This window comes from Streptomyces sp. NPDC006463, from assembly GCF_042870715.1.
In the GTDB taxonomy this organism is placed as follows: domain Bacteria; phylum Actinomycetota; class Actinomycetes; order Streptomycetales; family Streptomycetaceae; genus Streptomyces.
On sequence record NZ_JBIAHP010000013.1, the window covers coordinates 82,301 to 97,091 of the forward strand.

The following is a 14,791-nucleotide window of genomic DNA, read 5'->3' on the forward strand; positions in this document are numbered from 1 at the left end:
CTCAGGATGACGGGAGGTCCGAGCGGCCCCGGACAGCGGGAACCGTGATCACGGGGCAGTGTGCCCGGTGCAGCAGCCCGTGGACGACGGATCCCAGGCGCATCCCGCAATAGCCGCCGCGGCCACGGCGGCCCACCACCACGGCGAGGGCGTGTTCGGCCGCCGTCGCGAGTTCCTCCACGGGGTGCCCGGTCAGCACCTCATGGGTGAGCGCGACGTCCGGGTACTTCTGCGACCAGCCGGCCGTGGTCTCGGACAGCATCCGTCGCTGTGCCTGCAGGGCGGCTTCCTCGTCGTGCAGGGGGAAGTGCGGCGGCTGCCACACGGCGATGGCGCGCAGCGCAGCCCCTCGCAGGTCCGCCTCCTCGAAGGCGAGGGCGAGGGCCGCCTTGGAGGATTCGCTGCCGTCGACGCCGACGACGAGGTAGGGCGGCTGCTGGGTGATGTGCTCGGCGTCCCCCACGACCACGACCGGGCAGTGCGCCTGCGCTGTGACCGGGACCACCGTGGAGCCGGCGCTGAGGTATTGCGCGGTCCGGCTCAGGCGGCGGGATCCGAGCACGATCATGTGCGCCTGCCCGGCCGTCCGGCCGATCGTCGAGGCGGGCAACCCGTCGGTCAGCTCGGCGGTCACGTCGACGTCCGGATGCCGCTGCCGAGCCCAGGCGGTGGCGGCCCCGAGATATTCGTCGGCGGCCTGGCGCAGGGCCGTGGTGCGGGGCTCGCCGTCGACGTGGTGCGTGTCGCGCGACGGGGGTGCGGCCATCACCAGGCGAAGCCCGAGCCCCCGGCGGTGGGCCTCGTCGGCGGCCCAGGCCAGTGGCAGGTGCCAGTCCCTGGAAGGGTCGATGCCGACGACGATCCCACGGGCTGCTGCGATGGCCATCAGGACTCGGTCCCGTGCTGTCCGGCCCGGCGCGGGATGAGCTGCACGGGGCAGTGGGCGTGGTGCAGGAGGCTGTGGGTGTGCCACCCGAGGGTGGGTCCCATCGTGCCGGGCGAGCGTCGGCCGCCCATGACCAGCAGGTCGGCGTGGTGCGATGCATCGACCAGGGCTCCGGACACGGAGACGCTCTTGTCGGCCTCCGCCTCCACGGTGAGGTCCGGGAACTCGTCGCGGATCTGCTGGGAAACGGCCGTCAGATGCCGGACGTGCTCCCCCGCGATCGCGTCGACGTCGTCGAGCATGGTCACGACGGTGCCGGCGGACTCCAGGACGTTCCACACGTGCAACAGGTGCAGCTGCGCCTTGCGGATCTCTGCTTCGCGCGCCGCGTACCGGACGCAGCTCAGGTCGTGCTCGTCGCGGACGGCGGCGAGCACCACACCGGTCTCGGCCTCGCTGCCGGTTCCTCTGACCACGATGACGGGGGTCTTCGCTCCCGCCGCGACCTTCAGGCCGACGGAGCCGAGCATGAGGGAGCTGAACCCGCCCAGACCTCGGTTGCCGACGACGATCGTGCCTTGCAGGGCGGCGGACCGGTGCAGGGCGGGAACGGGTGCGCCACGGCTGAGCTCCGTGGTGACGTGCAGGCCGGGGTGCAGCTGCGAGACTGCGGCGGAGATGTCGTCGAGCAGTTCGCGCCCGGCGCTGCGGACGCGCTCGATGGTCTCGGCTGATGCGTACAGGGCCCGGCCGTCGGTGTCGGCCGCGTGGACGATGTGAAGCGGGCGCTCGCGGCGCGCGGCCTCGGCCGCTGCCCACAGCGCTGCCCGGCGGGCGGGCTCCGAGCCGTCGACGCCGACGACGACGGTGCCGAGTTCGGGGCTGATGGCGGTGTCGTTCATGATTCCTCCTCGCCGAGGGCCACTCGGGTCAGCTCCCACGCTGACACCGGGGAGCCCGGCTCGCAGAGGGCCGCTCAGGACCGTCCGGGGGCCAAAGGTCCCTGTCGCGGGCACCGAACGGGAACTTTCACCCCGTGGAGGGTCCGACCGGCCCCCGCCGGGACCCCTTCGGCCCTGCTGGGCCCGCGCCGGCCGGCGGATCATGGATGACCTCGAACGGCTTTCAAGGTTCGTCCACGTGGCTCACGCAGGGTGGCAGGAGGTGCCCGATGAAGCACATCAAGGTGGGAGACCTGATGACCGACGAGGTCGTCTCCGTCGTCTCGGCCACGCCGTTCAAGGACGTCGCGAAGCTGCTCGCGCAGCACGACATCAGCGGACTGCCCGTGTTCGACGACGAGGACCGGGTGGTCGGCGTCATCTCCGAGAGCGACCTGCTGCGCAGACAGGCGGCGGTGCCGGCAGCGAGTGACGCCGAGGAGCGGGCTGCCGTGCCCGAAGCTGCGGCCGTCACCGCCGCCGGCATCATGTCGGCGCCGGCGGTGACGGCCCGTGCCGACGAGACCGCCGCGGAGGCGGCCAGGCTGATGACCCGACGCGGCGTGGAACGGCTCCCCGTCGTGGACGAGGAGGACCGGCTCGTCGGCATCGTGACACGCCGCGATCTGCTGAGGCTCTTCCTCCGGCCCGACGCCGAAATCCGCCGCCGCGTCGTCGACGACGTACTCGTGGGCACGATGGGGCTGAGCGCGGAAGCGGTCGAGCTGCATGTCGTGGACGGCATCGTCACGCTGGAAGGGAGGCTCGAACGACAGAGCCAGGTCCCGGTGCTGATCCGCCTCACCGAACAGCTCGACGGAGTCGTCGCGGTCGCGGCCCGTCTGACCGCCCGCTTCGACGACACCCTGCTGGCGCCACCCGAGCGCGCCGCGCACGGCATGCCCTGGTGACCGCTGCTGACGACGACCGGCGTACGGACCTTGTGCCCGGCAGAACGCGTTCCCGTGCCGCCGAGGAGGCACCGCGATGAAGCACCATGTGACCGTCGGTGTCGACGGCTCCACCGAGGGCCGGGCGGCCGCCCGCTGGGGCGCCCGGGAAGCGGCGTTGCGGCAGGTGCCGTTGCGGCTCGTCCATGCCGTCGACTGGCCCGTGAGCCCCGCCGTTCCACGGCCCGGCCGCGAGACCGCCGACCGGTGGGCCGACGAAGCGCTCACCGAGGCGCTGACGGACGTATGCCGTCGGTATCCGCAGGTCGAGGTCACCACCCGGTGCCTGTCCGGCAGGCCTGCCGCCGCCCTCGCCGTCGAGGCCGCCGACGCCGGGCTGCTCGTGCTGGGTTCCCGCGGCCTGGGCGCCCTGGCCGGCTTCGTGATCGGCTCGGTCGGTCTGTCGACGCTCGTCGCCACGGAGACACCGGTCGCGCTGGTCCGGGTGGCCGACGAACCGGAGGGGTCCGGGCCCGTGCCGTTCGGCGAGATCGTCGTGGGCGTCGACATCCACGACGCCGCCGACCGGGTCCTGTCGTTCGCCTTCGAGGAGGCCGACCGACGTGGTTGCGCACTGCGCGCCGTCCACGGCTGGAGGCTTCCCGCCGCTTACGCGTACGTGCCCTTCTTCGACCCGGACAACGAGCGCGAGATCGGCCGGAGCGTCACGCGGATGCTGGACGACATGCTGCTGCCGTGGCGGCGCAAGTTCCCGGAAGTGAGCGTCACCCACGCCGAGTTCATGGGATCCGCCGGTGGTCAGCTCGTCATGGCTGCCACCGGCGCGGACCTCGTCGTGGTCGGCCGGCACGTGCGCCGCTCACCCCTGGGTTCGCACCTGGGGCGGGTGGCACACGCGGTGATCCACCACGCCGTGGCCCCCGTGGCCGTCATCGCGCACTGAAGGCGCCGGTCATGAAGCACCGCACCGTCGCCGAGCTGATGACGCCGAACGCCGTCGGCATCCGGCGGGAGACGACCTTCAAGGAGATCGCCCGGCTCCTCAGGGAGTTCGACATCACGGCCGTACCCGTCGTGGACGAGGCCGGCCGGCCGGTGGGTGTCGTCTCCGAAGCCGACCTGCTCCACCGGCTCGGCTCCGGCACGGGCGCGACCACCGCCGCGGCTCTCATGACCAGCCCGGCCATCACCGCGGAGCCGGGGTGGAGTGCCGTCCGTGCGGCCGGTGCCATGAGGAAGCACGGGGTCAAGCGGCTCCCGGTCATCGACGCCGACGGCCGGCTGATCGGCATCCTGAGCCGCAGCGACCTCCTCCAGACCTTCCTGCGCAGAGATCACGCGATCCAGGAGGAAATCCTCGAAGACGTCGTGACCCAGACCCTGGGGATCCGCCCTTCCGCCCTGACCGTGGACGTCACCGAAGGGGTGGTGACGCTCAGTGGCGCCGTCGGCCGACGCGGCCTGGGCCCCGTCCTCGTGCGGCTGTGCCGGAGCGTCGAGGGAGTCGTGGACGTGATCGACCGGCTCGTCCATGAGCACGAGTCCGAAGGAGATGCACACGATGACCGACCAGGTGACCGTAGGCCTTGACGGGACACCGGAAAGCGCGGCAGCCGCCCGCTGGGCGGCCGGCGAGGCCGAGCTCCGAGGTGCCCGTCTGGATCTGGTCCACGTCGAGGAGTGGCTGGAACGTCCACCGCTGCCCGTCACCACCACGCAGGCCCAGCGCGCGTGGGCGGAGGGGTTGCTCCCGGACACCGCCGGCGAGCTGCGCCGCGTGCACCCCGCCCTGGGCGTTTCCACACGTCGCGTGGACGGATTGCCCCCGCTGGCCCTCGTCCACGCGGCCCAGGACTCCGGCCTGCTGGTCATCGGCTCACGGGGGCTCGGCGTCGTCGCGGGCTTCATCGTCGGATCCGTTGCCTCGGCGACCGTCGCCGCGTCCGAACGGCCGGTCGTCCTGGTCCGGTCCACGGCGGGAACGGGGCAACCACACGACGGCGGACCCGTCGTGGCAGGGGTGGACATCCGTCATTCCTGCGACGAGCTCCTGGCTTTCGCCTTCGAGGAGGCCTCCCTCCGCGACACGACGCTCGTCGTGGTCCACGGATGGACCCCACCGCCGGTCGTCGGCTACGCACCGGGGCTCGACCTCGAAGTCCCGAGCGACATGGCCCGCGCCCTCGACCCCGCCCTGGACCAATTGCTGAGCCCGTGGCGTGAGGGGTTCCCCGACGTGCGCGTCGAACCGCGTGCCCCGATCGGCCAGGCCGCGATCCGGATTCTCCGCGAGGCGACCGACGCAGCCCTCGTCGTGGTCGGCCGACGCGTCCGCCGGTCCGGCTTCGGTGGCCACATCGGCCCCGTCACGCACGCGGTGATGCACCACGCCGTCTCGCCGGTCGCCGTGGTCGCGCACGACTGAGGCCGACGGTGTCCAGGCGGAACCAGTACTGCCCGCCCGCGGGCACGGTCGTGAGCCGCCCCCCGGGCAGGTGCAGCGGCAGGGGTTGCGCGATCCGGGAGTCCGGCACGGCGATGCCGATCCTGCCGGGGAGGAGCCGGATGCGGATCCCCCGGTGGCCCAGGCAGTCTGCCGTGAAGGTGCAGCGCGGGACCTCGCGCAACGGGGCGGGATCGATGCGCAGTCCGTCCGGTCCGGCCTCCAGTCCGACCATGCCCCGTTCGATGAGGTCGAGGGTGCCGGCCATGGCTCCGAGGTGGACGCCTTCGCCGGTGGTACCGCCCTGGATGTCCATCACGTCGCCGAGCAGGGCTTCCTCGCAGTACCGCCAGGATTCGGGGCCCTTGTGACGGGCCAGGACCCAGCCGTGGACGAGGCTGCTGAGCGTCGACCCGTGACTCGTGCGCTGCAAGTAGTACGAGACGGTGGCCCGCCAGAGGTCGTCGTCGAGCTCGTAGCCGAGCCCCGCGAAGATCTCGTGGAGCTCGGCGGGACGGAACAGGTAGCCGAGCATCAGGGTGTCGGCCTGCTTCGACGCCTGGTAGCGGTTGACCGTGTCGCCTTCGGACTCCAGGATCCGGTCGAGCCGGCGGATGTCCGTGTAGCGGCTGCGGTACGCGTCCCAGTTCAGCTCGGCCAGATCGCCGTACCCCTCGAACTGGCTGATGACGCCGCCGTGGAAGGGGACGTACAGGCGACGCGAAACGTCTTCCCAGCGGCTCAGCACCTCAGCGGTGAGCCCGAGTTGCTGCTCCAGCTGCCGCCTGCGCGACGGCGGCAGCTCGGCGGCCAGTTCGAGTCCGCGGGCCAGCGCCCATGCGGCGGTCACGTTGGTGTAGGTGTTGTCGTCGATGCCCGCAGCCGCAGCCCCGGGGTAGGCGTCGTGGTACTCGTCCGGGCCCGCTATCCCGCGGATCCGGTAGCGCTCCCGGCCGGTGTCGTAGTCGGCGGCCGCTCCCCAGTAGCGGGCGATGCCCAGGAGCAGTTCGGCGCCGGGTCCGTACAGGAAGCCCGTGTCGCCGGTGGTCTGCGCGTACCGCCAGACGTTCCAGGCTATGGCGGAACCGACGTGGCGCTGGAGGCGGGAGCGGTCGGGCAGCCAGCGGCCGGAGCGCGGATTGAGGTGGAGCGCCTGCGTCTCCTCTCGCCCCGAACCGGCGCTCTGCCACGGGAACATCGCGCCCGGCCGACCGGTCCCCCGCGCCGCGGCACGGGCTGCGGGCAGGCGGCGGTGGCGGTACATGAGCAGGGCGCGTGCCACCTCGGGGAAGTGGAGGGTGAGATAGGGCAGGACGAACAGCTCGTCCCAGAAGACGTGGCCCCGGTACGCCTCTCCGTGCAGCCCTCTGGCGGGTACGCCGGCGTCGAGCTCCGCCGTATGCGGGGAGAGGGTCTGCAGGACGTGGAAGGCGTGGAGGCGCAGGATCCGGCCGGCCTCACCGGGCACCACTACTTCGCCTTGGCTCCACAGGTGTTCCCAAGCGGCCTTGTGAGTGGCCAGCGCGGCCGCGAAATCCGGTGTGGGCCAGAGGTGTTCGACAGCGGAGGCGAGCGGGTCGCCCACGGGGCGGTCCAAGGAGGTGTGGAGGGCCGCGGACTTGAGGATGACGGCAGGGTGACCACGGGAGACCGGCAGCCGGAAGGTCTGCTCCGTCGCCGTTCCCGTACAGTTCGCGGACACGGGGGCCGGGGGCCGGGAGGACGTGCGTACCGCGATGCCGATCCGGATGCGGGAGGAGGTGGTCTCGCAGGAGAGCCGGGCGATGCCATCCGCTCCTACGCCGGCGCGGTGGCCCGTGAGGTGACGCCCGTTCAGGTCCCGGTAGCGCTCGACACCGGCATTGGTGACGTCGCCGTCGAGGACGGACCGGATCTCTACGGTTCCGCGCCATCCGTACGCGCGGAAGGTGCTCTGCTGGGCGGCGAGGTACGGATCCGCCATGTCGACGAACCTGGTGTGGGTGACGCCGAGCCGGCGGCCGTCGGCGTCCTGGTAGAGCATGCGGCGCGTGAGGGTGCCCGCGCGCAGGTCCAGCCGGACGTGGTGGTGGCGCAGGCTCGGGTGGTCGGGGGTGAGCCAGTCCCCTGCTGGTCCGGCGTCGGGGAGGCATCGGTAGCGCAGGCGGGTCCAGTCGGGGAGGTTGACCATGTCCTCGTTGCCGACCTGCTTGCCCGCGATCCGTGAGGGGAGCCAGTTGTAGCAGCCTGCCGCATACGTGCCGGGGTAGTGGACGGCATCGGCGTGTGATTCGGGTGCGGCTCCGCGCGTGGCGAAGCGACCGTTGCCGAGGGTGCACAGGGCCTCGACCACTCGTTCGTTCTTCGGGTCGTAGCGGTCGAAGGTCCAGGTCCAGGTCCGCTCGGTGTTCACGACCGCGCTCCGGTGACGGCTCCGACGAGTGCGGTGAGGTCCGCCAGTACGACGTCCGCGCCATTGGCCCGCAGGGCCGCCGCGGCAGCGGCTACGCGTGTCCGGTCGAGGCCGATCACCAGGCCGAAACGGCCGCGTCGGCCTGCCTCCACTCCGGCCAGGGCGTCTTCGACCAGCGCCGTGTCCGCGGGGTCGGCGCGCAGCCGCCGTGCCGCTTCGAGGAACAGAGCGGGGTCCGGTTTGCCTGCCAGGGCCAGCCGTTCGGCGTCCGTGCCGTCCACCAGTACATCGACGAGCCCGGCCAGTCCGGTGGCTTCGAGCAAGGGGCGGGCGTGCCGGGACGCCGATGCGGCGGCACACCGCATCCCCTGTGCCCGCAGCACCTCCAGAACCGGTCGGACCTCGGGGAAAGCCCGTACGTCTCCCGCCCGGAGCGCTGCGGTGAACGCCTGCTCCTTGCGGGCGGCGACCGCCCGCACCGTGGCGCAGCCCGGTGGATCCGCTGCGGTGCCCGGCGGCAGCTCGATGCCGCGAGCGGTCAGGAGGGCGAGCGCCCCGTCGAGACGGGATTTCCCGTCCACGAGTTCACGGTATTCCCCTTCTGCGTCGAAGGGGAGCTGCCGGTCCGTCCGGGCGTCGGACGCCCATGCGTCGAGGCAGCCGTCGAAGGCGGCCTTCCACGCGGCGGCGTGCAGCACGGCGGAGTCGAGCAGGACCCCGTCGGTGTCCAGGACGACGGCTCGAAGCGGATTCACCGCCGCACCACCCGCCGCCCGGTGATCCGGATCGGGGTGACCTTCATCCAGTGCGTGCGCCGGCCGCCGGCCCACGGCAGGGAGTACGCGACGGCATCGAGCCGGACGAGCTCCTCGGCATCGGTGACGCCTTCCACCTCGCCCACGGCCAGGACGCTCCAGCCCAGCCTGGTGACATCGTCGATGTGGTCGACCTCGAAGGCCACTTCCGTGCCGGCGGCCCGCGCGAGCACCGCGTCACCGGAGGTCCGGAAGGCGATGTCCCGGCCCGCCACCACATAGTTGACCGGGAATATCCCCGGACCGTGCGGGGTGGAGACGGCGACCCTGCCGACGCCGTGCGTCGAGAGCAGCCGTCGGCACTCGCCGTCGGACAGCTCGACGAGCTCGGCGTCCAACACCGCCATGCCCCTGCCGGGCGGATGGTCGGTCGTGGCGCCCGTCAGTTCCGCGACGGTCGTGTCGAGGGCGTCGGCGATGCGTACGAGGGAGCCGATCGCCGGTGCCGCGGCGCGTTCCTCCAGGTAGGCGACGTAGCCGGCGTCGGCCCCGCAGCGCATCCCCGCTTCCTCCCGGCTGAGGCCGAGTTCCTCGCGGCGCTTGGCAAGCCGCCGGCCGAGGTCCGTGCGTCCGGCCGGCGCCTCGGCGGCGGCCGGTCCGGAGCTGGTCCTGTTCATGAGTCCTCATATCCTCTCGGCATTACGGCTGCGGGGCCGCGACCGTGATGGCGTCGTGCTGGGGCCCGCCGAGCGCCACCTTGAGGGCGCCGGTGTCGCCGGCGCGGGAGAAGACGTCGTAGGCCTCCTCCATCTGCCCCAGCTCGAAGCGGTGGGTGATCAGCGAGGACGACGGCAGGCGGCCGGCGGCCATCATGCGCAGCAGCATGGGCGTGGAGTAGGTGTCGACCAGTCCCGTGGTGATGGTGATGTCCTTGATCCACAGGTCTTCGAGGTGGAGGGTGGCGGGCTTTCCGTGGACGCCGATGTTGGCGACGCGGCCGCCGGGGCGGACCATCCGGGTGCACATCTCGAAGGCCTCGGGGACGCCCACCGCCTCGATCACGACGTCCGCGCCGAGACCGTCGGTCAGGTCGTCGACCAGCTGCTGAGGTTCCTCGGCGGCGTTCACCGTCGCGTCCGCGCCCAGCGAGCGGGCGGCCGCCAGCCGGGACTCGGCGAGGTCGACGGCGATGGTCCGGCCGGGGCTGTAGAGACCGGCGGTCGCGATGGCGGCCAGCCCGATCGGGCCCGCGCCGACCACGACGACCGTGTCTCCGGGCCGGACGTTGCCGTTCAGCACGCCGACCTCGTAGGAGGTCGGGAAGATGTCCGCGAGCAGCACTGCGTCGTAGCTGTCGACCGTGCTGGGCAGCGGGTGGACGGAGAGGTCGGCGAAGGGCACGCGCACGTACTCGGCCTGGGTGCCGTCGATGGTGTGGCCCAGCACCCAGCCGCCACCCCCGCGGCACTGCCCGTAGTGGCCCTCGCGGCAGAAGCGGCAGCGGCCGCAGGCGCAGATGCAGGAGATCAGCACCCGGTCGCCGGGACGGACCGTGCGGACGTCGCCGCCGGTCTCGACGACGGTGCCGACCGCCTCGTGGCCGAGGATCCTGCCGGGGGTCACCTCGGGCACGTCGCCCTTGATGATGTGCAGGTCGGTGCCGCAGATGGTGACGGCGTCGACACGGACGATCGCATCGGCGGCGTCCTTGATGCCCGGGTCCGGTACGTCCTGCCACGCGGTCTGTCCGGGGCCCTGGAAGACGAGTGCCTTCATGACGTCGGCCTTCTTCCTCGTGTCGTCCGGTGGGGTTCACCGCCAGGCTGGCCCGGCGGCGCCCTCCCGCGCATGGGCCGGTCGGGTCCCAGGCAGGGCCTGTCGGCCCCGTCCGGACTCTTCCAGGGTTTCGCGGAGCTGAGCCGCCGCAAGCGGGAGGAGCCGTCATACCCGAGCCGGGGGAGGCCGTCCTGGTCCGCTGACAGGGCCGGACGGTCCCGAGGTCTGTACCGCGAGGCCCTCCCGCAGCCCGTGGACCCGGCGCGAGCCTGAGGGGGAAGCGCCTGAGGGGTTCGCACCCCACCCCAGCGACAGGCCGCTCGCCCACCCCCGGTGAGGACCAGCCATGACCTCCAGCCCGTACACCGTCAACGACGTGATGACGAAGACCGTCATCACGGTCACCCCCGCCGCCGAGTTCAAGGAGATCGTCACCGCGATGGAACGCTGGAAGATCACCGCGGTCCCCGTCATCGAAGGGGAAGGCCGCGTCGTCGGCGTCGTCTCCGAGGCAGATCTCCTCACCAAGGAGGAGTTCCACGAGCACGGCCCGGGCCTCATCGAGCAGATGCGCCGCCTCGGCGACACCGCGAAGGCCGGATCGGTGCGCGCCGAGGAGCTGATGACGAGCCCCGCCGTCACCATCCGCCCCGACGCCACGCTCCCACAGGCCGCACGCCTGATGGCCGACCGCCGCATCAAGCGTCTCCCGGTCGTCGACGCCGACGGCACCCTGAAGGGCATCGTCAGCCGCGCCGACCTGCTCAAGGTCTTCCTCCGCGCCGACGACGATCTCGCCGCAGAAGTCCGGCGCGAGGTCGTCGAACACGTCTTCCCGGTCTCGCACGGCGACGTCACGGTCGACGTCACGCATGGAGTCGTCACCCTGACGGGAAGGACCCGCGACCCGCACCTCATCCCCCTGGCCGCCCGCCTCGCCCAGGCCGTCGAAGGCGTGGTCGGCGTGCGCTGCCGGCTCGAAGGGCCCGCGTCCGGCTGACCGCCGAATGAAGCGCTCCGCGAAGGCGGCCGCCCCGCAGCCCGGTGCGGCGGAGCCGCCCAGTCGGCCACGGACGGCGCAACCGGCTCCTCGCGGAGCAGACCGAAACGAATCAAGGAGCGGAAACCCCTGTCTGACTCGGGCTCCGGATGGCAGTCTCTACTCCTCGGAAACGTTGTCCTGGGGGGGATCACACGTGATGGAGCCGGGTACGGGCATGGGCCTGCGGGGCCGCAGCGGAATCCTGTCGCTGGTCGACGCGTGCCTGAAGGAGAGCCCGGCGGCGGAGCGGCCCCTGACCATGCTCCTCGGCCCGGCGGGCAGCGGAGCGAGCGAGGCGCACAGTGCGCTCATGGAGCACTTCGGGCCCGACTACCCCTTCGCCTTCGTCAACTTCGGCGGGGCCCAGTCCCTGCTCCCCCGCTACGCCCTCGGACTCCTGGCCCGCCAGCTCGAACGCAAACTGCCCCGCTACGGCCGCTCCCACTTCCCGCTGCTCAGCCTCGGCCTGCTCGCCTCCGACCAGGAGCTGCGCATGCGCAGCCTCGCCGAGGGCCGACGCGCGGTGCAGCGCCAGCTCGACCGGTTCCAGGAGGAGAACGAGGCCCGGCACGGCGACTACCTGGCCGCCTTCTTCGAAGTGGGCATGGGCGCGGTCGGCATGCCCGAAGGCGCGTCCACCGCCGCACTCGCGCTCTTCCAGGACGCCCTGCGGCGCGGCCGGCGCACCATGCCGGGCATGCTCGCCGGCAGACTGGGCGGTCGGCTCACCGCCGGGGCCCACTGGTACGGACGCCACCCCAGGACCCGCAGCGCGGACCCCATGGAGGCGCTCGTCGAGCTCAACCTCTGGCGCCACGAGGGCGACGAGAACGAACAGGAGCAGCTCGACCTCGTCCTCTTCTCGGCCTTCCTGGAGGACCTCAGACGCAACACCGCCCGGAACTTCATGCCCCGCTCCTACCTGCTGCTCCTCGACAACTCCCACACCGAGTACGGCCGCCGCTTCCTCGACCTGCTGCTGCGCTCCCGGCACGACGAGACGGTCGTGGCCGGCCACGCCAGCGACCCACTGACCGTGGTCGCCAGCTCCAACCGCTGGCTGCCCCGCTGGGGCCCGGCCACGGGTGACTCCTGGCCGTGGCAGCTGCGCGGCCCCGACCGGGCCTCCCTGGCCGACTGGAACGCCCACCGGCCGACCCGCGACAGCGAGGACACCTGGTGGTACCCGTTACGCCTGCGCGACCTCAACCTGGACGAGGTGCGGATCCGGATCGAGCTCCAGCTCGGCGGGAACAGCGACCTGGCCCCGCTGACCCGCCTCACCCCCTTCGTGCACCGGCTCACCGGAGGACTGCCGCGCGCCGTCCACCAGGTGCTCGACGTCTTACGGCAAGCCGGGCCGCCTCCGGACTCCGGCCCCCAGCAGGACCGCTGGCTGCGCACCCTGCCCGACCGGCCGCTGCGCACCGGGGAAAACTCCGCCACCCTCGCCGACACCGCCCTCGGCCACCTCCTGCGCGACTTCGACGAGACCCAGCGGGCCACCCTCGCCGAATGCGCCGCCGCTCGGGACTTCTCCGTCGCCACGCGGCTGCTCAGCACCAACGACTCCCTGTTCGGTGAGATCCGCTCCCGCTGGCTGCTGACCGGCCCCGTCGCCGTCGTCCCCGTACTCCATCCGTGGCTGCGCCGGCTGCTCCTGTGGCGACTGGCCGCACGCCCCGACGGCTGGGACGCCGTCCACGAACTCCTCGCGGAGTACTACCGCGGCGAGGGCAAGCCGGTTCAGGAGATGTACCACCAGCTCGCCCGCGGGCGGACCGAGGAGGTCACCGCCCACTTGGCGCGGCGCTTCACCGCCGTACCGGCCGCCCAGTGGATCTCCGAGCTCGGCGCGATCACCGCCGCGCCGAACCGCCTCGCCGGCGGCAGCGGACCGCTGGAACTCCTCGCCGGGCTCGTCCCGCGCCGGTCCGGGCACGTGATGGACACCGAGTCCGTGATCCACACCCTGGTGACCACCCGCTGGGTGTGGAGCGATCCGCTCGCCGACCCCGCCATGCGGCTCAACGACATGATCGCCGACGGCTACACCCAGCTGTCCCAACTGCGGAGGAACGACATCGTGGCCCTGTTCAACGAGGCGGAGCGGTACCGTCACTGGCGCGATCCCCAGACCGCCGGCTGGGAGGGCTGATCGCGTGCCCAGACTCGAATGGCCCCTGCACGTCGTACGCCGCGTCGCCCTCGCCACCGCCGCCGCCGTCGCCCTCGTCGCGGCCCTGTGGGTGGGGGTCGGCTGGTTACAGGAACGCCAGGCCAGATGCGCCGACGGGGTCGTCGAGCAGGGCCCGGACGACGAGTGCGTCGGAGTGACCGACGGCTCCTACGTCTTCGCACCGCACCTCGACGCCGTCAGCAGGAAGATCGAGGAGGAGAACCGTCGGGTCCTCGACAACGCGGACAAGGAACCGTACGTCAGCGTCGCCTACTTCACCTCCTTCACCTCCACCGCCGAGGACAGCAACTCCGCCGAGGGCGTCCGCCACGAACTCCAGGGCGCCTACCTCGCCCAGTACCGGCACAACCAGGGCGACCTCGCCGCCACCCCCAAGATCCGGCTGCTGATAGCCAATCCGGGCAGCAGGTCGACGCAGTGGAAGCACACCGTCGACGAGCTGATCGCCCGCAAGGACTCCCCGGACCGGCTCGTCGCGGTGACCGGCCTCGGCCCCAGCACCAACGAGAACCTCGCGGCGATAAAGCTCCTCTCCGAACACGGCATCGCCATGGTCGGCGCCACCATGACCGCCACCAACATCCAGGGCATCAACGGCTTCGTCCGGATCGCACCCACCAACGAGGACGAGGCGTACGCGGCCGTCGGCTACCTCAAACGGCGCGGCGTCGCCACCGGCGTCGTCATCCAGGACGTGGCGGAGGGGAACCTCTACGCCTCCACCCTCGGCACCGCCTTCACCAAGGCCTTCCAGGACGGCGACAAGCACCGGCTCGTCGCCGAGCGCATGACCTACGACTCCTCCGTCAGCAGCGCCTGGCAGAACGAACTGCGCTACATGCCCGGACAGTTGTGCCAGCAGCGCCCGCAGCTCGTGTACTTCGCGGGTCGCGGACGGCACCTCACCCACTTCCTCGACGCGCTCTCCAACCGCAGCTGCACCGACCAGCAGTTCACTGTGTTCGCCGGGGACGACACGACCAACCTGAGCGCCGAGCAGCTCGCCCACGCCGCCGAGACGGGCATCGAGGTGCTCTATACCGGCCTCTCCCACCCCGACATGTACCGCTCGGCGCCGCAGGCGGTGTCCGCACCCTCCGCGAAGAACTTCCAGCCGGGCGGGCTGCTGGACCGGTGGTTCCCGCACGACACCCGTGAGGACGGCGGGGCCCTGATGGGCCATGACGCGGTCCTCGCCGCGGCCCACGGCATCCAGATGGCCGCCCGCTGGCAGGGGCAGGTCGCCGGTGACGCGGTGGCCCGGATGTTCCACCAGATGGACGGCACCCAGCAGGTGGCCGGGGCCAGCGGGTTCATCTCCTTCCAGAACAACGGCAATCCGCGCAACAAGGCCGTGCCGATCCTGCGCCTCAACGGCAAGGGCCAGGTCGAGTTCGTCGAGGTGTCCGCGGCGGAGGGCAAGCCGCCGCAGGAACAGTGACGGA

At 71.9% G+C, this 14,791-nt stretch carries 13 protein-coding genes; 7 read left to right on the forward strand and 6 right to left on the reverse strand.

The features are described from left to right. Position 1 precedes the first annotated feature (1 nt). Positions 2-886 carry a universal stress protein gene (locus ACFYOB_RS24140; RefSeq protein WP_388562617.1) on the reverse strand — a complete coding sequence of 295 codons (885 nt, stop codon included), beginning with the start codon at positions 884-886 and terminating at the stop codon, positions 2-4. Beyond that, the gene (locus ACFYOB_RS24145; protein ID WP_388562619.1) at positions 886-1,788 is read right to left on the reverse strand and encodes a universal stress protein; all 903 of its coding nucleotides are present in this window, start codon (positions 1,786-1,788) and stop codon (positions 886-888) included. Before ACFYOB_RS24145 ends, ACFYOB_RS24140 begins: the two co-directional genes overlap by 1 nt. Positions 1,789-2,057: 269 nt before the next feature. Between ACFYOB_RS24145 and ACFYOB_RS24150 the strand changes: the two genes are divergently transcribed. The 4 genes from ACFYOB_RS24150 (at position 2,058) to ACFYOB_RS24165 (ending at position 5,163) form a co-directional block, all read left to right on the forward strand. Next, a complete protein-coding gene (locus ACFYOB_RS24150; protein ID WP_388562621.1) occupies positions 2,058-2,738 on the forward strand; it encodes a CBS domain-containing protein in 681 nt (226 codons plus the stop codon). A gap of 76 nt (positions 2,739-2,814) precedes the next feature. Further along, positions 2,815-3,681: a universal stress protein gene (locus ACFYOB_RS24155; RefSeq protein ID WP_388562623.1), complete on the forward strand. Its 867-nt coding sequence runs from the start codon at positions 2,815-2,817 to the stop codon at positions 3,679-3,681. Between the two features lie 11 nt (positions 3,682-3,692). Beyond that, positions 3,693-4,328: a CBS domain-containing protein gene (locus tag ACFYOB_RS24160; protein WP_388562625.1), complete on the forward strand. Its 636-nt coding sequence runs from the start codon at positions 3,693-3,695 to the stop codon at positions 4,326-4,328. Beyond that, positions 4,300-5,163, forward strand: a complete 864-nt coding sequence (locus ACFYOB_RS24165; protein WP_388562627.1) for a universal stress protein — start codon at positions 4,300-4,302, stop codon at positions 5,161-5,163. Before ACFYOB_RS24160 ends, ACFYOB_RS24165 begins: the two co-directional genes overlap by 29 nt. Here the strand turns inward: ACFYOB_RS24165 and ACFYOB_RS24170 are convergent. Genes ACFYOB_RS24170 through ACFYOB_RS24185 form a run of 4 tightly spaced genes read right to left on the reverse strand, consistent with a single transcriptional unit; the run spans position 5,105 to position 10,104 of the window. Continuing rightward, on the reverse strand, positions 5,105-7,573 hold the full coding sequence (locus tag ACFYOB_RS24170; RefSeq protein ID WP_388562629.1) for a glycoside hydrolase family 65 protein: 2,469 nt from the start codon (positions 7,571-7,573) through the stop codon (positions 5,105-5,107). The genes ACFYOB_RS24165 and ACFYOB_RS24170 overlap by 59 nt on opposite strands. Next, positions 7,570-8,328: an HAD family hydrolase gene (locus tag ACFYOB_RS24175; RefSeq protein WP_388562631.1), complete on the reverse strand. Its 759-nt coding sequence runs from the start codon at positions 8,326-8,328 to the stop codon at positions 7,570-7,572. Before ACFYOB_RS24175 ends, ACFYOB_RS24170 begins: the two co-directional genes overlap by 4 nt. Further along, positions 8,325-9,005: a helix-turn-helix domain-containing protein gene (locus ACFYOB_RS24180; protein WP_388562633.1), complete on the reverse strand. Its 681-nt coding sequence runs from the start codon at positions 9,003-9,005 to the stop codon at positions 8,325-8,327. Before ACFYOB_RS24180 ends, ACFYOB_RS24175 begins: the two co-directional genes overlap by 4 nt. Before the next feature lie 22 nt (positions 9,006-9,027). Next, positions 9,028-10,104 carry a zinc-dependent alcohol dehydrogenase family protein gene (locus tag ACFYOB_RS24185; RefSeq protein ID WP_388562635.1) on the reverse strand — a complete coding sequence of 359 codons (1,077 nt, stop codon included), beginning with the start codon at positions 10,102-10,104 and terminating at the stop codon, positions 9,028-9,030. Positions 10,105-10,450: 346 nt separating this feature from the next. Here ACFYOB_RS24185 and ACFYOB_RS24190 point away from each other — a divergent pair, with 346 nt between their 5' ends. The 3 genes from ACFYOB_RS24190 to ACFYOB_RS24200 all read left to right on the forward strand — a co-directional run bounded on the left by ACFYOB_RS24190 (position 10,451) and on the right by ACFYOB_RS24200 (position 14,787). After that, positions 10,451-11,104, forward strand: a complete 654-nt coding sequence (locus tag ACFYOB_RS24190; protein WP_388562637.1) for a CBS domain-containing protein — start codon at positions 10,451-10,453, stop codon at positions 11,102-11,104. Positions 11,105-11,303: 199 nt separating this feature from the next. After that, entirely contained in the window at positions 11,304-13,304 is a 2,001-nt protein-coding gene (locus ACFYOB_RS24195; protein ID WP_388562639.1) for a hypothetical protein, read from the forward strand. A gap of 4 nt (positions 13,305-13,308) precedes the next feature. After that, on the forward strand, positions 13,309-14,787 hold the full coding sequence (locus ACFYOB_RS24200) for a branched-chain amino acid ABC transporter substrate-binding protein (protein WP_388562641.1): 1,479 nt from the start codon (positions 13,309-13,311) through the stop codon (positions 14,785-14,787). Positions 14,788-14,791: the final 4 nt, after the last annotated feature.

Excerpts from the sequence above, each read along its gene's own strand:
- ACFYOB_RS24140 (WP_388562617.1), bottom strand. The coding sequence starts at position 886 with ATGGCCATCGCAGCAGCCCGTGGGATCGTCGTCGGCATCGACCCTTCC.
- ACFYOB_RS24145 (WP_388562619.1), bottom strand. The coding sequence starts at position 1,788 with ATGAACGACACCGCCATCAGCCCCGAACTCGGCACCGTCGTCGTCGGC.
- ACFYOB_RS24150 (WP_388562621.1), top strand. The coding sequence starts at position 2,058 with ATGAAGCACATCAAGGTGGGAGACCTGATGACCGACGAGGTCGTCTCC.
- ACFYOB_RS24155 (WP_388562623.1), top strand. The coding sequence starts at position 2,815 with ATGAAGCACCATGTGACCGTCGGTGTCGACGGCTCCACCGAGGGCCGG.
- ACFYOB_RS24160 (WP_388562625.1), top strand. The coding sequence starts at position 3,693 with ATGAAGCACCGCACCGTCGCCGAGCTGATGACGCCGAACGCCGTCGGC.
- ACFYOB_RS24165 (WP_388562627.1), top strand. The coding sequence starts at position 4,300 with ATGACCGACCAGGTGACCGTAGGCCTTGACGGGACACCGGAAAGCGCG.
- ACFYOB_RS24180 (WP_388562633.1), bottom strand. The coding sequence starts at position 9,005 with ATGAACAGGACCAGCTCCGGACCGGCCGCCGCCGAGGCGCCGGCCGGA.
- ACFYOB_RS24185 (WP_388562635.1), bottom strand. The coding sequence starts at position 10,104 with ATGAAGGCACTCGTCTTCCAGGGCCCCGGACAGACCGCGTGGCAGGAC.
- ACFYOB_RS24190 (WP_388562637.1), top strand. The coding sequence starts at position 10,451 with ATGACCTCCAGCCCGTACACCGTCAACGACGTGATGACGAAGACCGTC.
- ACFYOB_RS24195 (WP_388562639.1), top strand. The coding sequence starts at position 11,304 with ATGGAGCCGGGTACGGGCATGGGCCTGCGGGGCCGCAGCGGAATCCTG.